19 protein-coding genes are annotated in these 21,493 nt (G+C 71.2%); 13 read left to right on the forward strand and 6 right to left on the reverse strand.

Features of this window, described 5'->3' with window-relative positions:
* The first annotated feature begins 39 nt into the window (after window positions 1–39).
* Complete coding sequence (locus ABTX62_RS21895; RefSeq protein ID WP_502997999.1) at window positions 40–516, forward strand: DUF6542 domain-containing protein; 477 nt, start codon at window positions 40–42, stop codon at window positions 514–516.
* 228 nt (window positions 517–744) lie between these two features.
* On the opposite strand, the gene ppgK is transcribed toward ABTX62_RS21895, so the two are convergent.
* Together ppgK and ABTX62_RS21905 are read right to left on the reverse strand one after the other, a co-directional pair.
* Window positions 745–1,491 carry a polyphosphate--glucose phosphotransferase gene (gene ppgK / locus ABTX62_RS21900; RefSeq protein ID WP_352117734.1) on the reverse strand — a complete coding sequence of 249 codons (747 nt, stop codon included), beginning with the start codon at window positions 1,489–1,491 and terminating at the stop codon, window positions 745–747.
* Between the two features lie 69 nt (window positions 1,492–1,560).
* Window positions 1,561–2,586, reverse strand: a complete 1,026-nt coding sequence (locus ABTX62_RS21905) for a 4-hydroxy-3-methylbut-2-enyl diphosphate reductase (RefSeq protein ID WP_352117735.1) — start codon at window positions 2,584–2,586, stop codon at window positions 1,561–1,563.
* Window positions 2,587–2,713: 127 nt separating this feature from the next.
* On the opposite strand from ABTX62_RS21905, the gene xseA reads away from it, so the two are divergent.
* Both xseA and ABTX62_RS21915 read left to right on the forward strand, forming a co-directional pair.
* Entirely contained in the window at window positions 2,714–3,922 is a 1,209-nt protein-coding gene (gene xseA, locus ABTX62_RS21910) for an exodeoxyribonuclease VII large subunit (RefSeq protein ID WP_352117736.1), read from the forward strand.
* Window positions 3,923–3,931: 9 nt separating this feature from the next.
* On the forward strand, window positions 3,932–4,177 hold the full coding sequence (locus ABTX62_RS21915) for an exodeoxyribonuclease VII small subunit (protein WP_352117737.1): 246 nt from the start codon (window positions 3,932–3,934) through the stop codon (window positions 4,175–4,177).
* 129 nt (window positions 4,178–4,306) lie between these two features.
* On the opposite strand, the gene ABTX62_RS21920 is transcribed toward ABTX62_RS21915, so the two are convergent.
* Window positions 4,307–4,831, reverse strand: coding sequence for a DUF4245 domain-containing protein (locus ABTX62_RS21920; RefSeq protein WP_352117738.1), 525 nt, complete (start codon window positions 4,829–4,831; stop codon window positions 4,307–4,309).
* Window positions 4,832–4,958: 127 nt separating this feature from the next.
* Between ABTX62_RS21920 and glpX the strand changes: the two genes are divergently transcribed.
* Window positions 4,959–5,993 (forward strand): class II fructose-bisphosphatase, encoded by a 1,035-nt coding sequence (glpX, locus tag ABTX62_RS21925; protein ID WP_283969487.1) that lies wholly within the window; start codon window positions 4,959–4,961, stop codon window positions 5,991–5,993.
* 105 nt (window positions 5,994–6,098) lie between these two features.
* Here glpX and ABTX62_RS21930 read toward each other — a convergent pair whose 3' ends face one another.
* Window positions 6,099–6,476, reverse strand: coding sequence for a WhiB family transcriptional regulator (locus ABTX62_RS21930; protein WP_352117739.1), 378 nt, complete (start codon window positions 6,474–6,476; stop codon window positions 6,099–6,101).
* Between the two features lie 114 nt (window positions 6,477–6,590).
* Entirely contained in the window at window positions 6,591–7,292 is a 702-nt protein-coding gene (locus ABTX62_RS21935; RefSeq protein WP_352117740.1) for a DUF1707 SHOCT-like domain-containing protein, read from the reverse strand.
* A gap of 168 nt (window positions 7,293–7,460) precedes the next feature.
* On the opposite strand from ABTX62_RS21935, the gene ABTX62_RS21940 reads away from it, so the two are divergent.
* From ABTX62_RS21940 to ABTX62_RS21955, 4 genes are all read left to right on the forward strand, one after another.
* Window positions 7,461–9,131: a fumarate hydratase gene (locus ABTX62_RS21940; protein ID WP_352117741.1), complete on the forward strand. Its 1,671-nt coding sequence runs from the start codon at window positions 7,461–7,463 to the stop codon at window positions 9,129–9,131.
* 227 nt (window positions 9,132–9,358) lie between these two features.
* The gene (locus ABTX62_RS21945) at window positions 9,359–10,762 is read left to right on the forward strand and encodes a class II fumarate hydratase (RefSeq protein WP_352117742.1); all 1,404 of its coding nucleotides are present in this window, start codon (window positions 9,359–9,361) and stop codon (window positions 10,760–10,762) included.
* Between the two features lie 101 nt (window positions 10,763–10,863).
* Window positions 10,864–11,538, forward strand: coding sequence for a cytidylyl-2-hydroxypropylphosphonate hydrolase (fomD, locus tag ABTX62_RS21950; protein WP_502997994.1), 675 nt, complete (start codon window positions 10,864–10,866; stop codon window positions 11,536–11,538).
* A gap of 292 nt (window positions 11,539–11,830) precedes the next feature.
* On the forward strand, window positions 11,831–13,975 hold the full coding sequence (locus ABTX62_RS21955; RefSeq protein WP_352117744.1) for a SpoIIE family protein phosphatase: 2,145 nt from the start codon (window positions 11,831–11,833) through the stop codon (window positions 13,973–13,975).
* Window positions 13,976–14,050: 75 nt separating this feature from the next.
* Here ABTX62_RS21955 and ABTX62_RS21960 read toward each other — a convergent pair whose 3' ends face one another.
* Entirely contained in the window at window positions 14,051–16,342 is a 2,292-nt protein-coding gene (locus tag ABTX62_RS21960) for a transglycosylase domain-containing protein (RefSeq protein ID WP_352117745.1), read from the reverse strand.
* Window positions 16,343–16,603: 261 nt separating this feature from the next.
* Between ABTX62_RS21960 and ABTX62_RS21965 the strand changes: the two genes are divergently transcribed.
* From ABTX62_RS21965 to ABTX62_RS21985, 5 genes are all read left to right on the forward strand, one after another.
* On the forward strand, window positions 16,604–17,539 hold the full coding sequence (locus ABTX62_RS21965; RefSeq protein WP_352117746.1) for an SPFH domain-containing protein: 936 nt from the start codon (window positions 16,604–16,606) through the stop codon (window positions 17,537–17,539).
* On the forward strand, window positions 17,536–17,805 hold the full coding sequence (locus tag ABTX62_RS21970; protein ID WP_352117747.1) for a type II toxin-antitoxin system antitoxin: 270 nt from the start codon (window positions 17,536–17,538) through the stop codon (window positions 17,803–17,805). Before ABTX62_RS21965 ends, ABTX62_RS21970 begins: the two co-directional genes overlap by 4 nt.
* A 127-nt stretch (window positions 17,806–17,932) precedes the next feature.
* Window positions 17,933–18,457, forward strand: coding sequence for a PadR family transcriptional regulator (locus ABTX62_RS21975; RefSeq protein WP_352117748.1), 525 nt, complete (start codon window positions 17,933–17,935; stop codon window positions 18,455–18,457).
* Window positions 18,454–19,143 carry an ABC transporter ATP-binding protein gene (locus ABTX62_RS21980; RefSeq protein WP_352117749.1) on the forward strand — a complete coding sequence of 230 codons (690 nt, stop codon included), beginning with the start codon at window positions 18,454–18,456 and terminating at the stop codon, window positions 19,141–19,143. Before ABTX62_RS21975 ends, ABTX62_RS21980 begins: the two co-directional genes overlap by 4 nt.
* Window positions 19,140–21,479, forward strand: a complete 2,340-nt coding sequence (locus ABTX62_RS21985) for an ABC transporter permease (protein WP_352117750.1) — start codon at window positions 19,140–19,142, stop codon at window positions 21,477–21,479. The genes ABTX62_RS21980 and ABTX62_RS21985 overlap by 4 nt, the downstream gene beginning before the upstream one ends.
* Window positions 21,480–21,493 lie beyond the last annotated feature (14 nt).

The following is a 21,493-nucleotide window of genomic DNA, read 5'->3' on the forward strand; positions in this document are numbered from 1 at the left end:
GGCGTGGCCCTCGGCCCCGTGATCAGCGAGCGCCAGGCTGTGAGGGTCGAACGCATCGTGGACGAGAGCGCCGCGCGCCCCGCGCGCCCGGCGCCCCCAGCGGCGTCCGGCACCGCCCGGCTGCCCAACCCCCGGCTGACCGGCCTGGGCAGCGGGCTGTTCTGCGCGGCGGTGATGTTCCTGCTCGGCGCGCTCTGCGCGGCGCTGTTCGGGGCGTCCCTGACGGCGTACGGCGTGCTGTTCCTGCCGGTGTGCGTGCTGACCGCCCTCTGGGTTCGCCCGGGGGATCTGATGACCGCGCCCGTCGTCGTGCCGATCGCGTTCGCCGTGGGGCTGCTGCCGGTGGCCGACGGCGAGGGCGGGGCGGGCGGCAAGCTGATGGGCCTGGTGACGGCTCTCGCCACACAGGCCGGCTGGCTGTACGGAGGGACGCTCGTCGCCGGTCTGCTCGCGATCGTCCGGCGGATCCGGCTGGTGCAGCGGCGGCGGACGGCAGGGGCCCGGCCACCGATGTGACAGCCCTCGACCCCGGCATCGATGTGACAGCCCTCGACCCAGGCACCGATGTGACAGCCCTCGGCCCGGCCACGGGTGTGACAGCCCTCAGCCCGCGTCGCCACCGATGTGACACCTCTCGATCCGACCGCCGGGTGTACGGCCGAGCCCTGCGTCCGGCCGTCCTGATGCCCGGCCGTCCGGGCGTCCGACCGCCCTCGTGCCCGACCGTCCTGGCCTCCGGCCGCCCTAGTGTCCGGCCGCCCGCATCGCCGCGCCCACGATCCCCGCGTTGTTCTGCAGCTGCGCGGGGACGATCTCGGCCTTGATGCCCTCGATGGAGGGCAGGAACTTGTGGGACTTGCGGCTGACTCCGCCGCCGATGATGAACAGCTCGGGCGAGAACAGCATCTCGACATGGGCGAGGTAGGTGCGCACGCGGTGCACCGCCCAGTGCTCCCACGTCATGTCGTGGTCCTCGCGGGCCTTGCTGGAGGCCCGCTTCTCCGCGTCGTGCCCGTCGAGCTCCAGGTGGCCCAGCTCGGTGTTGGGGACGAGGACGCCGTCCACGAAGACCGCGCTGCCGATGCCGGTGCCGAAGGTCAGCAGGATCACCGTGCCCCGGCGGCCACGGCCCGCGCCGAAGTTCATCTCGGCGACGCCCGCCGCGTCCGCGTCGTTGACCACCGTCACCGGCAGTCCGCCCAGCCGCTCGCCGAGCAGCGCACGCGCGTCGGTGTCGATCCAGCTGTCGTCGACGTTCGCCGCCGTGCGGATCGTGGCTCCGTCGGTGACCACGCCCGGGAACGTGACCCCGACCGGGCCCGTCCAGCCGAAGTGGTCGACGACCTGCTTGACGCCGCCGGCCACCGCCTCGGGCGTGGCCGGGTGGGGGGTGAGGACCTTGTGGCGCTCCTGCGCCAGGTCGCCCTTGTCCAGGTCCACCGGCGCGCCCTTGATGCCGGATCCGCCGATGTCCACTCCGAAGATCTGCATGGCCCCACGTTACGACGAACGACTGACGGTCACAGGCCGGACGGGCGGTGCTGCCCGGCCTGTACCCGATCATTCCCCGGAATGTTCACCGGACCCGGCGCCGCCGCGCTCGGCGACCAGGGCCGTCGCTTCCTCGCGCAGGTCGCGGCGCAGCTCCTTCGGCAGGGAGAAGGTGATGGACTCCTCGGCGGCCTTGACGATCTCGACGTCCTCGAAGCCGCGCTGGGAGAGGTACTCCAGAACCTGCTCGACCAGGACCTCCGGGACGGAGGCGCCCGAGGTGACGCCGACCGTGGTCACGCCCTCCAGCCACGCCTCGTCGATCTCCTCGGCGAAGTCCACGAGGTACGCCTCGCGGGCGCCCGCGATCTTGGCGACCTCGACGAGCCGCTTGGAGTTGGAGGAGTTGCGCGAGCCGACCACGATGACCAGGTCCGACTCGGCGCCCATCTGCTTCACGGCCAGCTGTCGGTTCTGCGTGGCGTAGCAGATGTCGTCGCTGGGCGGGGAGATGAGCTGCGGGAACTTGTCCTTCAGGGCGTCGACGGTCTCCATGGTCTCGTCGACGGACAGCGTGGTCTGGGAGAGCCAGACGACCTTGGACGGGTCGCGGACCTCGACCTTCGCCACATCGCCGGGGCCGTCCACGAGCTGGATGTGGTCGGGGGCCTCGCCGGAGGTGCCGATGACCTCTTCGTGGCCCTCGTGGCCGATCAGGAGGATGTCGTAGTCCTCGCTCGCGAAGCGGACGGCTTCCTTGTGCACCTTGGTGACCAGGGGGCAGGTGGCGTCGATGGTGGCGAGCTTGCCGCGCTCGGCCTCCTGGTGCACGACGGGGGCGACGCCGTGCGCCGAGAACATCACGATGTTGCCCGGCGGGACCTCCTCCGTCCGCTCGACGAAGATCGCGCCCTTCTTCTCCAGGGTCTGCACGACGTACTTGTTGTGGACGATCTCGTGGCGGACGTACACCGGAGCGCCGTACTGCTCCAGGGCTTTCTCGACGGCGATCACGGCGCGGTCCACACCCGCGCAGTAGCCACGGGGGGCGGCGAGCAGGACACGGCGGCCAGGCGAAGCAGACATGCGTCCCATCGTAAGGCCGCGTGCGGCGGGCCGTAGATCGCCCGGCCCGGGGAGTCCCCGGGAAGGGCACCACGTCGCGCGGCGCGGTCGCCACCGGGCGGGCCGGTTGTCGGCGGTGGCCACTACGCTCGCGGGCATGGCTGTGAACACGACTCCGGAAGCCCCGTTGCCCGTCGGTGAGGTGTCGCGGCTCATCGGGGGCTGGATCGACCGGCTCGGGGCGGTGTGGGTCGAGGGGCAGATCACGCAGTTGTCGCGGCGGCCGGGTGCCGGTGTGGTGTTCCTGACGCTGCGGGACCCGTCGTACGACATCTCCGTGAGCGTCACCTGCTACCGGCAGGTCTTCGACGCCGTCGCGGACGTGGTGAGCGAGGGCGCCCGGGTCGTCGTCCTCGCGAAGCCCGAGTGGTACGCCCCCCGGGGGCAGTTGTCCTTGCGGGCCGCCGAGATACGGCCCGTCGGCGTCGGCGAACTGCTCGCGCGTCTGGAGCAGTTGAAGAAGGCCCTGACGCGGGAGGGGCTGTTCGCGCCGGAGCGCAAGAAGCGGCTGCCGTTCCTGCCGCAGCTGGTGGGGCTGGTCTGCGGCCGGGCCTCGGCCGCCGAGCGGGACGTCCTGGAGAACGCCCGGCACCGCTGGCCCGCCGTGCGCTTCGAGGTGCGCAATATCGCCGTGCAGGGCGTGCACGCCGTGCCGCAGGTCGTGCAGGCCGTGAAGGAGCTCGACGCGATCGACGACGTGGACGTGATCATCGTCGCCCGGGGCGGCGGCAGCGTGGAGGACCTGCTGCCGTTCTCCGACGAGCAGCTGATCCGCACGGTCGCGCAGTGCCGTACGCCCGTGGTGTCCGCCATCGGGCACGAGCCGGACAACCCGCTGCTGGATCATGTCGCCGACCTGCGCGCCTCCACCCCGACCGACGCCGCGAAGAAGGTCGTGCCGGATGTCGGCGAGGAGTACGAGCGGGTGCGGCTGCTGCGGGACCGGGCGCGGCGGTGTGTGGCGGCGCTGGTGGAGCGTGAGGAGCGAGGGCTGGCGCACGCGCTCGCGCGGCCGTCGATAGAGGATCCGCACCGGATGATCGACGAGCGCGCCGACCAGGTGGCGGACCTGCTCGACCGGGGCCGGCGCTGTCTGCGGCACCAGCTCGACCGGGCCGATTCGGAGTTGACGCACACGCACGCGCGCGTGGTGGCCCTCTCCCCCGCCGCGACCCTGAAGCGCGGGTACGCCGTGCTGCAGCGGACGGACGGGCACGCCGTCCGCGACCCCGGCGAGGTGACGGCCGGCGAGGCCCTGCGGGCGCGGGTCTCCGAGGGCGAGTTCTCCGTACGAGTGGACACATAGGGTGGGTGGATGACCAGCGAGGTTGATGAGACACCGGGCATGAGCGAGGCGCTCGGGTACGAGCAGGCGCGGGACGAGCTGATCGAGGTCGTCCGGCGTCTGGAGGCGGGCGGTACGACGCTGGAGGAGTCCCTCGCGCTCTGGGAGCGCGGCGAGGAGCTGGCCAAGGTGTGCCGGCGCTGGCTCGACGGCGCCCGGGCGCGGCTGGACGCGGCGCTGGCGGAGGAGGCCGTGGAGGGCGAGGACGCGGAGTAGCCGGGATCGTTCGGGTCGGGGGGACGTACGGCACTCTCACACTAGTTGAACGTTGCACCATCACGGCCGTCTGAGCGACGCACACGACGAAGACCCCCGGCACCCGCCAGGGGTCTTCCTCATGCGCGCTCACTTCGTCTCCAGCGCCTCCGCCATCTTCGTCAGCTGCGCGAACGACGCGGTGCCCGTCACGACCGTGGTCGAGCCCTCGGTGCCCTCGAGGACCAGCGCGTCGTACCGGTCGCCCTCGTAGCGGGTCCACGTCTCGCCGTCGATCTGCTCGGTCTTCCCGGTCGCCCGCGCGCCCTGCGTCGCCTCGTCGAGGAAGACCGGGCGCCGCTGGGTGGACTGTTCGATCGCCACGTACTCCCCCTCGGGATCGTGGAAGCCGAGGTGCCAGGCGTCGAACTCGTCCCCCCGGAAACGCACGGAGGTGGCCTTCCACGCGTCGGGCAGTCCCTGGGGCGCGGCCACCGGGTACGAGGCGGCGCGGCGCGCCGTGAGCAGCTCGACCCGGTAGTCGACGGCCTTGACGTCGGGGGCGCTGTCGTCGTGCGGGATGAAGAGGTATATGAAGCCCGCCACCAGGGCGATGACTCCCATGGAGAGGATCATGTCCCGCGCCGTCTTCTGCTTGCCGTTCTCGCCTGCCACCCTCCCATCGTCGCAGGTCCCTGCCGCGCTCATCCGTGGGGTCCCCTGCTCATTCAGCGGGCTCGGCGATAGAGTCGGGCGAAGAACACCCTCATCCGGCCGTCGTCGTACAGAAAGGTGCGCTCCGATGACCGAGCATCATCACTTGCCGTCCGAACTCGATGTGCCCTCCGAGGCCCCCGACCGCAACCTCGCCCTGGAACTCGTCCGGGTCACCGAGGCCGCGGCGATGGCCGCGGGCCGTTGGGTCGGGCGGGGGGACAAGAACGGTGCCGACGGTGCCGCGGTGCGCGCCATGCGCACCCTCGTCTCCACCGTCTCGATGAACGGCGTCGTCGTCATCGGCGAGGGCGAGAAGGACGAGGCCCCGATGCTGTTCAACGGGGAGCGCGTGGGCGACGGCACCGGTCCCGAGTGCGACATCGCCGTCGACCCGATCGACGGCACCACGCTGACCGCGAAGGGCATGACGAACGCGATCGCGGTGCTGGCCGCCGCCGAGCGCGGGTCCATGTTCGACCCGTCCGCCGTGTTCTACATGGACAAGCTGGTCACCGGACCGGAGGCGGCCGACTTCGTCGACATCAACGCGCCGGTGTCGGTGAACATCCGCCGGGTCGCCAAGGCGAAGCGGTCCGCGCCGGAGGACGTGACGGTGGTGATCCTCGACCGGCCGCGGCACGAGGGCATCATCAAGGAGATCCGGGAGACCGGGGCGCGCATCAGGCTGATCTCCGACGGCGATGTGGCCGGCTCGATCCTGGCGCTGCGCGAGGGCACGGGCGTCGATCTGCTGCTCGGCATCGGCGGTACGCCGGAGGGCATCATCTCGGCCTGCGCGGTGAAGTGCCTGGGCGGCACGATCCAGGGCAAGTTGTGGCCCAAGGACGACGAGGAGCGGCAGCGGGCGATCGAGGCGGGGCACGACCTCGACCGGGTGCTCACGACCGAGGACCTCGTCACCGGGGAGAACGTGTTCTTCGTGGCCACCGGGATCACCGACGGGGAGCTGCTGCGGGGGGTTCGCTACCGGGCGGAGACCGCCACGACCGACTCGATCGTGATGCGGTCGCGGTCGGGCACGGTGCGCCGGATCGACTCCGAGCACCGGCTGAGCAAGCTGCGTGCCTACAGCGCGATCGACTTCGACAAGGGGAAGTAGCCCCGAGGCGGAGCGGACCCGCACGGCGAAAGGGGCGTCCCCGGTGGGCGGTTTCCAGGGGGCGCCCCTTTCGGTGTGACCTTTCGCAGGCCCTGTGCGCGGCCGTCAGCCCGCGGCCGCTATCCGGTTCTCCGGACGGACCGCCTTCTTCAGTTCCATGTCGCGGCGGCGACGCCGGGCGAGGACCACCCGGCGCTCCGCGGCGGTGAGCCCGCCCCAGACGCCGTAGGGCTCGGGCTGGAGCAGGGCGTGTTCGCGGCATTCGACCATCACCGGGCAGCGGGCACAGACCCGCTTCGCCGCTTCCTCCCGGGAGAGCCTCGCGGCGGTGGGCTCCTTGGAGGGGGCGAAGAACAGGCCGGCCTCGTCGCGCCGGCACACCGCCTCGGTGTGCCACGGGGCGTCTTGGTCCCTGTCTCGCGCTGGCACCCGCGGGGCCGGAACGGCAGCGACCTGCAGGGACGAATGCGGCGGTTGCGGCACGGTCTACTCCTGACGACGGCTTCGCGAGCGAGAGACGATGCAGCAAGGCCTACCCGCTGTGCGCGCGCCTATGCACTGAGTTCCGAACCGCCCGTTCCGGAGGCTTCGCGACTGTCAATGGCCGAGGTGTTTGCGCAAACTTCTGTCGACCTGGCGCTGCACCCGGTCCAGGATGTCCGCGACGACCTTGCCGCGCCGGGCCCGCGCCTCGACGCTGCCCAGGACGGCCCAGCCGTCGACGTAGACGATGGGGGCCTCCGGTTCGCCCGAGTCGAGGGTGGCCACCTCGAAGCTGCCGAGGACGCCGCCGCCCATGCCGCGCAGCGACACGTTCTCCGGGACGCGGATCTCGACGCTGCCGAAGACCGCGAACGCCTTGACGACCACCTGCTGGTGGTCGAAGAGGGCCTCGCTGAGGTCTATCTCGACGCTGCCGAAGATCGCGTACGCGTGGATCCGGCGGCCCGCGCGCCAGCGGCCCTTGCGGACGGCGCTGCTGAAGACCGCGACCACGTTGTCGTCGGGATCGATCGGGATGGCGCCGGCCGTGGGGCGACGGGGCGCCGGGGCGTGGGACGGGCCGGGGCCCGGGCGGTGGGCCGCGGGCAGGTCCCGGATGAAGACCTCCAGCTCGCCGACCGTCTTGGCGCGCAGCACCCCCTCGACGCGCTCGGCGTGCTCGTCCGCGGTGAGCCGCCCCTCGGCCAGGGCGTCGTGCAGGATGTCGGCGATGCGGTCGCGCTCGGCGTCGGAGGCGCGGAGCGCGGAGTCGGCGGGCGCTGCCTGCGGGTGAAGGTCCTGCTTCTGAAGGTCCACGGCAGCAGCGTACCGAAACACGATAGATCGCGACACCCCCCGGGAGGGTGGCCGGGTGTGACGAACTGAGCCTTACCTCACAAGCTCGCCGTGGGCGGCAGGTTCTACGCTGGTGGGCGCTCGCCAACGGAGGCGGGCCGCCGTCCGTCGAGTGAGGAATGGGCTGAGATGCCTGAGTTCGCGTACACCGATCTGCTCCCCCAGGGAGAGGACACCACCCCCTACCGGCTGGTGACCTCCGAGGGTGTCTCCACGGTCGAGGGGCCGGACGGGCGGACCTTCCTCCAGGTGGAGCCGGAGGCGCTGCGCAAGCTCGCCGAGGAGGCCGTCCACGACATCCAGCACTACCTGCGCCCGGCCCACCTCGCGCAGCTGCGCCGGATCATCGACGACCCCGAGGCGTCGGGCAACGACAAGTTCGTGGCGCTGGACCTGCTGAAGAACGCCAACATCGCGGCAGCGGGCGTGCTGCCGATGTGCCAGGACACGGGCACCGCGATCGTGATGGGCAAGCGCGGGCAGAACGTGCTGACTCAGGGGCGCGACGAGGAGGCCTTGAGCCGGGGCGTCTACGACGCGTACCAGAACCTGAACCTGCGCTACTCGCAGATGGCCCCGCTCACCATGTGGGAGGAGAAGAACACCGGCTCCAACCTCCCGGCGCAGATCGAGCTGTACGCGACCGACGGCGGCGCCTACAAGTTCCTCTTCATGGCGAAGGGCGGCGGCTCGGCCAACAAGTCGTTCCTCTACCAGGAGACGAAGGCCGTCCTGAACGAGTCCTCCATGATGAAGTTCCTGGAGGAGAAGATCCGTTCGCTGGGCACCGCGGCCTGCCCGCCCTACCACCTGGCGATCGTGGTCGGCGGCACGTCCGCCGAGTACGCGCTGAAGACCGCCAAGTACGCCTCCGCGCACTACCTGGACGAGATCCCCGCCGAGGGCTCCGAGCTCGGGCACGGCTTCCGGGACAAGGAGTTGGAGGAGAAGGTCTTCGAGCTGACGCAGAAGATCGGCATCGGGGCGCAGTTCGGCGGCAAGTACTTCTGCCACGACGTGCGCGTGGTGCGCCTGCCCCGGCACGGCGCGTCCTGCCCGGTGGCGATCGCGGTGTCCTGCTCGGCCGACCGCCAGGCCGTCGCGAAGATCACCGCCGAGGGCGTCTTCCTGGAGCAGCTGGAGACGGACCCGGCGCGGTTCCTGCCGGAGACGACCGACGAGCACCTCGACGAGAGCGACGTCGTCAGGATCGACCTGAACCAGCCGATGGACACGATCCTCGCCGAGCTCACCAAGTACCCGGTGAAGACCCGCCTGTCCCTGACCGGTCCGCTGGTCGTGGCCCGCGACATCGCGCACGCCAAGATCAAGGAGCGGCTGGACGCGGGCGAGGGGATGCCGCAGTACCTGAAGGACCACCCGGTGTACTACGCCGGTCCGGCCAAGACGCCCGAGGGCTACGCGTCGGGCTCCTTCGGCCCGACCACGGCCGGCCGCATGGACTCCTACGTGGAGCAGTTCCAGGCGGCGGGCGGTTCCAAGGTGATGCTGGCCAAGGGCAACCGCAGCAAGCAGGTCACCGACGCGTGCCACGCCCACGGCGGCTTCTACCTCGGCTCCATCGGCGGCCCGGCCGCCCGCCTCGCCCAGGACTGCATCAAGAAGGTCGAGGTCGTCGAGTACGAGGAGCTCGGCATGGAGGCCGTCTGGAAGATCGAGGTCGAGGACTTCCCGGCGTTCATCGTCGTCGACGACAAGGGCAACGACTTCTTCCAGGATCCCGCGCCGTCGCCCACGTTCACCAGCATCCCGGTGCGGGGCCCCGGCCTGGCGCAGTGACTCGGGGCGGCGGGAGCCGGATCTGTCCCCGCCGCCCCTGTCCGTCCCGTCCCAGGGGCTGTCGGACGAACAAACCGGACGACTTCCTCCGAGACCTTGCGCCGGCCGACGTTCACCTCCATTCCGGTACCCGGTCCCGGACTCGCCCGAGAAGGGCGGTGACGATTCGCCTCCACGGGGAACAGTGGTCGCGGCGCTGACGCTGTGACACGTGGAGGTGATCGTCGATGACCGACGAGCAGGACAGGACCGAGTACCGCACCGAGCACGACTCCATGGGCGAGGTGCGGGTGCCCGCCCACGCCAAGTGGCGTGCCCAGACCCAGCGCGCCGTGGAGAACTTCCCGGTCTCCGGGCAGCGCATCGAGCGGGCGCACATCGAGGCGCTGGCCCGCATCAAGGGCGCGGCGGCCAAGGTCAACGCCGAGCTGGGGGTCCTGGACCAGGACATCGCCGGGGCGATTCAGGACGCGGCCGGGGAGGTCGCCGAGGGCGAGTGGGACGAGCACTTCCCGGTCGACGTGTTCCAGACCGGGTCCGGGACCTCGTCCAACATGAACACCAACGAGGTCATCGCCACGCTCGCCGGTGAGCGGCTCGGGCGGCCCGTGCATCCGAACGACCACGTCAACGCCTCCCAGTCGTCCAACGACGTCTTCCCGTCCTCCATCCACATCGCCGCCACCGCCGCCGTGACGCGCGACCTCGTGCCGGCCCTGGAGCACCTCGCCGCCTCCCTGGAGCGCAAGGCCGAGGAGTTCGCCGACGTCGTGAAGTCGGGGCGGACCCATCTGATGGACGCCACCCCCGTGACGCTGGGTCAGGAGTTCGGCGGCTACGCCGCCCAGGTGCGGTACGGCGTCGAGCGGCTTCAGGCCTCCCTGCCCCGCCTCGCCGAGCTGCCTCTCGGCGGCACGGCCGTGGGCACCGGCATCAACACTCCGCCCGGCTTCTCCGCCGCCGTCATCGAGGAGGTCGCCCGCACCACCGGGCTGCCCCTCACCGAGGCCCGGAACCACTTCGAGGCGCAGGGCGCCCGGGACGGCATCGTCGAGACCAGCGGACAGCTGCGGACCATCGCGGTGGGCCTGACGAAGATCGCCAACGATCTGCGGTGGATGTCCTCCGGGCCACGCACCGGCCTCGCCGAGATCGCCCTGCCCGACCTCCAGCCCGGCTCCTCGATCATGCCGGGCAAGGTGAACCCGGTCGTCCCGGAGGCCGTGCTCATGGTCGCCGCCCAGGTCGTGGGCAACGACGCCACCGTCGCCACCGCGGGCGCCGCCGGGAATTTCGAGCTCAACGTGATGCTGCCCGTCATCGCGAAGAACGTGCTGGAGTCGATCCGGCTGCTCGCCAACGCGACGCGGCTGCTCGCCGACCGGACCGTGGACGGCATCACCGCCGACCGCGAGCGGGCGCGGGAGTACGCCGAGTCCTCCCCTTCCGTCGTCACGCCGCTCAACAAGTACATCGGCTACGAGGAGGCCGCGAAGGTCGCCAAGAAGGCGCTGGCCGAACGCAGGACGATCCGTCAGGTCGTGCTGGAGGGCGGGTACGTGGAGCGCGGGGACCTGACCGCGGAGCAGCTCGACGAGGCGCTGGACGTCCTGCGGATGACGCACCCGTGACAAGGGGACACGGGCGTGTGCCCGGCGCGTGAACCGTGACACGCGCCGCAGCGTCGTATGCCTATGGCACCTAATATCTGTTCATGGCAGAGGGTGAAGCGATGAGACGCGTGGAAACGGGTGGTGCGGCGGGCTTCTGGGCGCCCGGGAGCCGGATCCTGTGGCGATACCGGGAGAACGGCGGTACGCAGGTGCACATCGCGCGTCCCGTCACCGTCGTCCGGGACGACGCCGACCTGCTCGCCGTGTGGCTGGCCCCCGGCACCGAGTGCGTGAAGCCCGTGCTCGCCGACGGCACGCCCGTGCACCTGGAGCCGCTGGAGTCGCGCTACACCAAGCCGCGGACCGTGCAGCACGACCGGTGGTTCGGCACGGGCGTGCTGAAGCTGGCCCGGCCCGGCGAGCCCTGGTCAGTGTGGCTGTTCTGGGAGCCCGGCTGGCAGTTCAAGAACTGGTACGTGAACCTGGAGGAGCCGCTGGCCCGTTGGGCGGGCGGGGTGGATTCCGTCGATCACTTCCTGGACATCTCGGTGCATCCGGACCGCAGTTGGCACTGGCGGGACGAGGACGAGTTCGCCCAGGCCCGCCGGGACGGGTTGATGGACGACCGGCAGGCCGAGAGGGTACGGGCCGCGGGGCGGGACGCGGTGCTGTCGATCCGCGCCTGGGGGCCGCCGTTCTCGGAAGGCTGGCAGCACTGGCGCCCGGATCCGTCCTGGACGGTACCGTCACTGCCGGAGGACTGGGATCGTACGCCCGCGCATGTGTCCTCATGAGACCCTTGCTGCGCCCCCGGGCAAGAAACGTAGGATCGTCCTCCGCAAGGGCGCGCGGCGGCAACTACCGAAGCGCGCGCTGGGCTTGACCGATCGTCACCGAGGGGCGGCAGGACGTGAGCGAGGGGTACGAGGGCAACACCGGCAGGGCCTGCGCCACAGGCCGCAGACGGCCTGCCGGTGGCACAGGAACAACCTCTGACCACGCGGGAATTCCGTTCCTGGGGCACGTATTCCGGGTATCGGAGTTTCGGCGGGACCCACTGCGCGCGCGGCGCGCAGCCCCGGACGGATGGATTCGACACGCGTGACGGAGCAGCCGACCTCGTTCGAACGCCCCCAGGGGGGCGTCGACCCCGCGGATCCCCGCGGGGCGTTCGCGCATACCCCGACACCGGCGCGTGCGCCGGGCGCGGGCACCTTACCGGTGCAGGGCCGCCCCGGCGGCGACGTCACCGTTCCGGTCACGACGGCACACGGCACGCCGGGCACGTCGGAGCCGGGCACCTCCACGCCGTTCGGCAAGGGCAAGGACACCGTGAGCGACCCCGCATCCGAGCACTCCCAGCCGGGTGCCGAGCAGACCGCCGAGCGCGAGACCCCTCGGCCGCGCCCCGCCCCCGAGGGCATCCCGGTCCAGCCGGCCGACGAGCAGGACCGGCCCGGGGTGAACGCCGACGGGCAGGAGCGCCGCAGCGGCCAGAGCCTGCCGCCCGGCCGGCCCACGCCCATGCGGCGGGACGGTGACCGGCTCCGGTTCGTGGGGGCCGCCACCCGGCGGATCGCCCGCGGCATCGACCTCGACGAGATCGTGATGGGGCTGTGCCGGGCCACCGTGCCGACCTTCTCCGACGCGATCCTGGTCTATCTGCGCGACCCGCTGCCCGTCGGCGACGAGCGGCCCACCGGCCCGCTGCTGCTGCGGCTGCGCCGCACCGACCGGATTCCGGTGGAGCGCGACACGGAGAACGGCTTCCTGCCGGCCGCGCAGCCCGAGCCGAACGAACTGGACACCGTCGGTGCCGAGCTGTGCGAGGTGCGGCCCGGCAGCGCGCTCGCGGAGGTCCTGCGGGGGGTGCGCCCGGTGTTCACCGACGCCCCCGCGGCCCGCGCCGCCCTGCCGGAGCTGCTCGGCGAAGGCGGCGAGTTCGCCGTTCCGGACGGACAGCGGGCGATCCTCGCCCCGCTGCGCGGCCGCCGTCGGGTGATCGGCGCCGCCCTGTTCCTGCGCCGTCCCGAGCGCATCGCGTTCGAGCCGGACGACCTGCTGGTGGCCGCCCAGCTCGCCACGCACAGCGCCCTCGGCATCGACAAGGCCGTGCTGTACGGCCGCGAGGCCTACATCGCGGACGAGTTGCAGCGCACCATGCTGCCCGAGACGCTGCCCCGCCCGACGGGTGTGCGACTGGCCTCCCGCTACCTGCCGGCCGCGGAGACGGCCCGGGTTGGCGGCGACTGGTACGACGCGATCCCGCTGCCGGGCAGCCGGGTCGCGCTGGTCGTCGGTGACGTCATGGGGCACTCGATGACGTCGGCCGCCATCATGGGCCAGCTGCGCACCACGGCCCAGACCCTCGCCGGCCTGGACCTGCCGCCGCAGGAGGTCCTGCACCACCTGGACGAACAGGCCCAGCGTCTCGGCGTGGACCGCATGGCCACCTGCCTGTACGCGGTCTACGACCCGGTATCGCACCGCATCACCATCGCCAACGCCGGCCATCCGCCGCCCGTCCTGCTGCACCTGGGCGGCCGCGCCGAGGTCCTGCGCGTGCCCGCCGGTGCCCCGATCGGGGTCGGCGGCGTGGACTTCGAGGCCGTGGAGCTGGACGCGCCCGCCGGTGCCACCCTGCTCCTGTACACCGACGGGCTGGTCGAGTCCCGGCTGCGCGATGTGTGGACCGGCATCGAGCAGCTGCGGGAGAAGCTCGCCGCGGTCGCGCAGCTCACCGGGCCGGACCATCCGCCGCCCCTGGAAGCGCTGTGCGACGAGGTGCTCGACATGCTCGGCCCCGGCGACCGGGACGACGACATCGCGCTGCTCGCCGCCCGCTTCGACGGGATCGCGCCCAGCGACGTGGCGTACTGGTTCCTGGAGCCGGAGGACGCCGCCCCCGGCCGGGCCCGCCGCCTGGCCCGCCGCGCGTTGCAGCGCTGGGGCCTGGAGGAGCTCAGCGACTCCGTCGAGCTGCTCGTCAGCGAGGTCGTGACGAACGCCGTGCGCTACGCGTCCCGGCCGGTGACCCTGCGGCTGCTGCGCACGGACGTGCTGCGGTGCGAGGTCGGTGACGACGTGCCGCAGCTGCCGCGGCTGCGCCAGGCGCGGGCCACCGACGAGGGCGGGCGCGGACTGTACCTGGTGAACCGGCTGGCCCGGCGCTGGGGCGCGACCCGGCTCAGTACCGGCAAGGTGGTCTGGTTCGAGCTCAACCACGGCTGACGGAGCCGCGGGAAGCGGGCCGTACGCACCAAGCCGATGGGCGCCCGGTGTGCACCGGGCGCCCATCGGCGTCTGCTACGCGTCGTCGCCCGGCTTGATCGGGTCGAACGGGTCACCGCCGTCGCCCGGGGGTGTCGTCTGCGGGGCCGTGGGCGGGGTGACGGTGGGCGGTGTCGTCGACGGACTCGGCGGCGGGGACGACGACGGCTTCTCGGACGTGGGCGGCGGGGACGACGACGGCTCCTCGGTCGTCGGCTCCTGCGTCGGCTCCTTGGTCGGCGTCTGCGAAGGCGTCGGCGTCCAGGTCGGCTGGACGGCCGCGCCCTGCTCGGTGTCCAGGTCGAACTTGCTGACCTCACCCATCACACCGAAGGTGTACGCCGCCCAGATCTGTGCGGGGAAGCCACCGCCGTTGACGCGGGGTTCGCCGCCCGCCTTGTACATCGGGACGTGCTTGTACGGGGGTTTGTTGTCCTCCCCGAACAGGCCGACGGACGTGACCAGGTCGGGCGTGTAGCCGGTGAACCAGGCCGACAGGTTGTCGTCGGACGTGCCGGTCTTGCCCGCGACCTGCTGACCGTCGCGCCGGGGGTTGTCGCGCACGGACGCCTGGGCGGTTCCGTCGTCGACCACGCCGGTCAGCACCGAGGTGACGGAGTCGGCGGCCTCGCGGCTGATGACCTGGTCACCGACCGGGTCGGGCATGGTGACGGTCCGGTTCAGGTGCTCCGCCGACTTCAGGAGGGCCGGGGTCACCTTCTTGCCGTGGTTGTCGAGGGTCGCGTAGACCCCGGCCATCTCCAGAGGGCTCGCGCCCATGCTGCCCAGGGTCTGGGCGGGCACGGCCTCCATGTTCTCGGTGTCCATGCCGAGCTCGCCGGCGACCTTCACCACCTCGGACATGCCGACGTCGACGCCCATCTGCGCGAAGACGGAGTTGACGGACTTGTTCATCGCCGTCTGGACGGAGATCGGGCCGTAGTCCCGGTCGTCCTCGTTCTCGGGGGCGAAGCCGACCTTGCTGCCGTTGTCGACGACCGGGCGCTTGCTCGTGCCGTCGTAGATCGTGTTCGCCCTGATCGGGGTGCCGTCCTGGGTCTCGGCCCGCCCTTCCAGGGCAGCGGCCAGGATCACCGGCTTGAAGGTGGAGGCGGGCTGGTAGTCCGTACGGGTCGCGTTGTTCACATAGTGCTTGAGGTAGTCCCGGCCGCCGTACATGGCGACGACCGCACCGGTCTTCGGGTTCACGGACGCGGCGCCGGCCTGGACGTCCGCGTCGACCTCACGCTTGTCCGGGTCGAGCTTGCTGTTCAGCTGCCGCTCGACGGACTTCTCGAGCGCCGCCTGCTTCTTCTTGTCGATGTTGAGCGTCAGGGTCCAGCCGCCCTGTTCGATCATCGCCTCCGCCTGCTTCGCGTCCTCGGCGGTGCCCTGGCTGATGAGCTGCTTCTCCAGAGCCGTGTTGGCGGCCTTCACCAGGTAGCCGGTCTGGCCCCCCAGACTCGGGTCGGCCTTCGGCTTCTCGGGGGTCGGGAACCTCATGGCCTCCCGCTCGGACTTGCCGAGCCAGCCTTGCTGGACCATGTTGCCCAGGACGTAGTTCCAACGAGCTTTCACCAGCTTCTTACCGGTGTCGGAGGCTATCGCCCAGTCGTACTGGTTCGGCGCCTGGAGGAGCGCGGCGAGGTAGGCGCCCTGCTCGACGGTGAGGTTCTTGGCGTCCACACGGTAGTAGGCCTGGGCTGCGGCTTGGATGCCGTAGGCGCCACGGCCGTAGTAGCTGGTGTTGATGTAGCCGGCGAGGATGTAGTCCTTGGACTTCTCCCGGTCCAGCTTCAGGGAGATGACCAGTTCCTTCAGCTTGCGCGAGACGGTCTGTTCCTGCGACAGGTAGTAGTTCTTGACGTACTGCTGAGTGATCGTGGAACCGCCCTGCGCGCCCTTGCCCGTGACGGTGTTGAGCACACCGCGGGCCGTGCCCTTCAGGTCCACGCCGGCGTCCTGGTAGAAGGTCTTGTTCTCGGCGGCGACGAAGGTCTTCTGAACGGGCTTGGGGACCTCGGCCAGGTCCACGATCTCGCGGTTGCGGTCACCCGTGCGGGCCAGCAGCGAGCCGTCGCTGTACTTGTAGATGTTGCTCTGCCGCTTGGCGTCGGCGTTCCCCTTCGGGATCCCGATCACCATGTACAGCACGATGAAGGCACCCATGCCGAGCAGGCACAGACCGAGGAAGGTGCCGACCATCTTCTTCCAGGTGAAGAGCCTGCGTATGCCGCTCTTCCCGGCCGCGGCCGACGAACGGCGGCGCTTGGGTGCCGCCCGGCGCCCACCGCGCTGTCGGGCGCGTCTTTCTTCCGCTCGTCCCATGGGTCCGATCCGCTCCGCTTCGTTCATGTGTGCTCACATGTCACACAGGTTCGCCGCTCAGGTCAGCTCAGAAAGCTAACACCGGGAGATAAGAGATAGGGCTGCCGATCCGGCCCTTTGCGGACGTGACAATCAGCACCCATCCCAACGGAACCGACGTACGAGACACGCGCAGGGTTGCCACCACGGGGAAAAGTGATATCACTTAGTTAGACAGAAGCTATGCAGGAGTGGCTTCGACCGAAGAACGGGGGACCACCCATGTCCACGCACGACACGCAGGTCACGGCCGACGTGCCCCAGATGCCGGCACCACGGGTGCGGGAGTTCACCGCGCACAGCATCGGCGGCGGACTCGCCCTGCTGCTCGGACTGCTGGGCCTGCTGGCCGGCGCCGGGCTGATAGCGACCGCCACCTCGGTGGACGGCAGCGGCGCGAAGGCCGGACTGATCATCGGCGGCCTCCTGGTCGCGCTCGCGGCGTTCCTCGCCATGTGCGGGCTGAACATGGTGGCGCCGGGCGAGGCCCGGGTCGTCCAGCTCTTCGGCCGCTACCGGGGCACGATCCGGCAGGACGGCCTGCGCTGGGTGAACCCCCTCACCTCGCGCACCAGGATCTCGACCCGCGTGCGCAACCACGAGACGGCCGTCCTGAAGGTCAACGACGCCTACGGCAACCCCATCGAGCTCGCCGCGGTCGTGGTGTGGCGCGTCGAGGACACCGCCCAGGCCACCTTCGAGGTCGACGACTACATCGAGTTCGTCTCCACCCAGACCGAGGCGGCCGTGCGGCACATCGCCATCGAGTACCCCTACGACGCCCACGAGGAGGACGGCCTCTCGCTGCGCGGCAACGCCGAGGAGATCACCGAGAAGCTCGCCGCCGAACTGCACGCGCGCGTGGAGGCGGCCGGCGTGCAGATCATCGAGTCCCGCTTCACGCACCTCGCCTACGCCCCGGAGATCGCCTCGGCGATGCTCCAGCGGCAGCAGGCCGGGGCGGTGGTCGCGGCGCGGCGGCAGATCGTGGACGGCGCGGTGGGCATGGTGGAGGCCGCGATCGCCCGCATCACCGAGCGGGACATCGTGGAGCTGGACTCCGAGCGGAAGGCGGCGATGGTCTCCAACCTCATGGTCGTGCTGTGCGGTGACCGGGCCGCGCAGCCGGTCCTCAACACCGGGTCCCTCTACCAGTGACGGCCCCTCCCGAGGGTCCGGACCCTCAGCGCCGGCCGCAGCAGCAGCGCAAGCAGGTGCTGCTGCGGCTGGACCCGGCGGTGTACGAGGCGCTCGCGCGGTGGGCCGGGGACGAGCTGCGGTCGGCCAACGCGCAGATCGAGTTCCTGCTGCGCAGGGCGCTGGCGGAGGCGGGCCGGCTGCCGCGGGAGACCGGGCCGCTGCCCCGGCGGGGACGGCCGCCCGGGTCTCCGGGAGGCTCGCCCCCCGGCCCCCCACCGGCCTGAACGGACCGGCTCCGGGCTGTTGCGGAACCGTGACAACCCGGCCCGACCTGCACGGCGGTACCGCCCGCCATGATCTACACACTCGGCGTATACACCCGGCGTATACACAGTAGGTAGAGTCATCGGCATGTCCATCGGTCACACTCTTCTGGGACTCCTGGAGTCCGGCCCGCGGCACGGTTACGACCTGAAGCGGGCCTTCGACGAGAAGTTCGGTCACGACCGGCCGCTCCACTACGGCCAGGTCTACTCGACGATGTCCCGCCTGCTGAAGAACGGGCTCGTCGAGGTCGACGGCATCGAGGCGGGCGGCGGGCCCGAGCGCAAGCGCTACGCCATCACCGAGGCCGGCATCACCGACGTCGCGCGCTGGCTCGCCACGCCGGAGAAGCCGGAGCCGTATCTCCAGTCGACCCTCTACACCAAGATCGTCCTCGCGCTGCTCACCCACCGCGACGCCGGCGACATCCTCGACACCCAGCGCTCGGAGCACCTGCGCAGCATGCGCATCCTCACCGACCGCAAGCGCAAGGGCGATCTGGCCGACCAGCTCATCTGCGATCACGCGCTGTTCCACCTGGAGGCGGACCTGCGCTGGCTGGAGCTGACCGCGGCGCGTCTGGACAAGCTCCGTGAGGCGGTGACCCGATGACGATTCCCGCTGGTTCGCTCCTCACCGCCCAGGAACTGCGCAAGACGTACGGGCCGACGACCGCCCTCGACGGCGCCGGGTTCTCCATCCACCCGGGCGAGGTCGTCGCCGTGATGGGCCCGTCCGGGTCGGGCAAGTCGACCCTGCTGCACTGCCTCGCCGGGATCGTCATGCCCGACTCGGGCTCGATCACGTACAACGGGCGCGAGGTGACCGCGATGAGCGACGCCGAGCGCAGTGCGCTGCGGCGCTCCGAGTTCGGGTTCGTGTTCCAGTTCGGGCAGCTCGTACCGGAACTCACCTGCGTGGAGAACGTCGCGCTGCCGCTGCGGCTGAACGGCTCGCCCCGCAAGGAGGCCGAGCGGACCGCGCTGGCCTGGATGGAACGGCTGGAGGTCGACGACCTCCGCAAGAAGCGGCCCGGCGAGGTGTCCGGCGGTCAGGGGCAGCGGGTCGCCGTCGCCCGCTCGCTGGTGACCAACCCGCGGGTGCTGTTCGCCGACGAGCCGACCGGCGCGCTCGACTCGTTCAACGGCGAGCGCGTGATGGAGCTGCTCACCGACGCCGCCCGGTCGGCCAACGCCGCCGTGGTGCTCGTCACGCACGAGGCGCGGGTGGCCGCGTACTCCGACCGCGAGATCGTCGTACGGGACGGCAGGTCGCGGGACATGGAGCGCGTCGTATGAGCCTCGGGCAGTGGGTCCGGGACCTGGCCATGGGGGCCCGGTTCGCCTTCGCCGGCGGGCGCGAGGGGTGGACCCGGGCGCTGCTGACGGCCGTCGGCGTGGGGCTGGGGGTGGCGCTGCTGCTGCTCACCACCGCCGTCCCGGGCGCGCTGGCGGAACGGGACCGGCGCGAGGAGGCACGCAGCGACCACACCTTCAGCCAGCAGGAGACACCGAAGGCCGACGACACCCTGATCGTCGTGGACTCGGACACCGTTTTCCGGGACCGGGACGTGCGCGGGCGCATGCTGGAGGCCGAAGGCCCGAAGGCTCCGCTGCCCCCGGGGGTGTCGGCGTTCCCGGCGGACGGCGAGATGGTCGTCTCCCCCGCGCTGAAGGAGCTGCTCGGCTCCGGCGACGGCAAGCTGCTGCGGGAGCGGCTGGACTACCGGATCACGGGCACCATCGGCGAGCAGGGGCTGGTCGGCTCGCAGGAACTCGCCTACTACGCGGGCGGCAAGGGGCTCGCGGAACGGCTGGAGGGCCCCGCCAGCGGGGCCCGGATCGACAGCTTCGGCAACCCGGACCTGGGGTCGTCCGACCCGTGGGACCCGGTGCTGCTCCTGCTGGTCCTGGTCGTCTTCGTGGTGCTGCTGATGCCGGTCGCCGTGTTCATCGCCGCGGCCGTACGGTTCGGCGGCGAGCGGCGCGACCGCAGGCTCGCGGCGCTGCGGCTGGTCGGCTCCGACAGCCGGATGACCCGGCGGATCGCCGCCGGCGAGGCGCTCGCCGGTTCGGTGCTGGGGCTCGTCCTCGGAGTCGGCTTCTTCCTGCTGGGGCGGCAACTGGCGGCCTCCGTCGAGGTGTTCCACGTCAGTGTGTTCCCGAGCTATCTGAACCCCTCGCCCGTGCTGGCCGTCCTGGTCGCGGTCGCGGTGCCGGCGGCCGCGGTCGTGGTGACGATCCTCGCCCTGCGCGGGGTGGTCATCGAGCCGCTCGGCGTGGTCCGCACGGCCAGGCCCGCGCGGCGCCGGCTGTGGTGGCGGCTGCTGCTGCCGCTCGGCGGACTCGCGCTGCTCCTCCCGATGATCGGGCAGGGCAAGGACGGCGGGGAGTTCAATCAGTACCTCGTCGTCGGCGGAGTGATGCTCCTCCTGGTCGGCGTCACGGCCCTGCTGCCCTGGGTGGTGGAGACGGTCGTGGCCCGGCTCGGCTCGGGCGGGGTCGCCTGGCAACTCGCCGTGCGCAGACTTCAGTTGAGCAGCGGCGCGGCGGCCCGGATGGTCAACGGCATCGCGGTGGCGGTGGCCGGGGCGATCGCGCTGCAGATGCTGTTCGCCGGGGTGGAGGGCACCTACACCAGGGCGTCGCAGTACGACGTCTCCCGGGCCCAGATGAGCGTGGACGTGCCGGACGGCAGTGACGCCACCCCGGTCGCCGCGCAGTACCGCGACACCGAGGGCGTACGCAAGGTCACCGTCCTGTCGGATTTCCATCTCGGCGACCGGCGCGGCGAGGACGAGTCCCTCATCCAGATCACCGTTGCCGACTGCGCTTCGCTGCGCGAAGTGGCCACGCTCCCCGGCTGCCGTGACGGTGACGTCTTCGCGGCCAGGGGCTCGGAGTACGACAGCGAGAGCGAGCGCCTGGCCAAGCCCGGCACGGCCCTGTGGACCGAGTCGGAGGACTCCGGCCGCCCGGGCGACCGCGCGGTCTCCTGGACCGTGCCACAGGACATCAGGCAGGCCCAGTCCCGCGAGGACCCCACCGGGTACGAGCGCGGCGGCATCCTGATCACCCCCGGCGCGCTGCCCGAGAAGCTCAAGGGGTTCATCTCCACGCGGCTCTTCCTGAGCGTGGACCCCTCGGTGCCGGACGCCTACGACCACGTGCGCAACACGGCGGCGCGGCTCGACCCGACGTCCCAGCCGATGACCTGGCACAGCATCGAGAGCAACGACCGCTACGCCGCCATCCGCACCGGTCTGTCCGTCGGAGCCGCGTGTGTGCTGGCCCTGATCGGGGCGAGTCTGCTGGTCTCGCAGCTGGAGCAGTTGCGCGAACGCCGCAAGCTGCTGTCGGCCCTGGTGGCCTTCGGCACCCGGCGCCGCACCCTCAGCCTGTCGGTGCTGTGGCAGACGGCGATCCCGATCGGGCTGGGCCTGCTGCTCGCCGCGGCGGTGGGCATCGCCCTGGGCGCGGTCCTGCTGCGGATGACCAACACGTCGGTCCGGGTGGACTGGCCGAGTGTGCTGTCGGTGACCGGCATCGGCGCGGGCGTCGTCCTGGCGGTGACGCTGCTGAGCCTGCCGCCGCTGCTGAAACTGATGCGGCCGGACGGGCTGCGGACGGAGTAGGTCCTCCCACGGGG

Origin of the sequence: Streptomyces sp. NPDC096046 (assembly GCF_040303285.1) — a bacterium.
Lineage (GTDB): Bacteria > Actinomycetota > Actinomycetes > Streptomycetales > Streptomycetaceae > Streptomyces.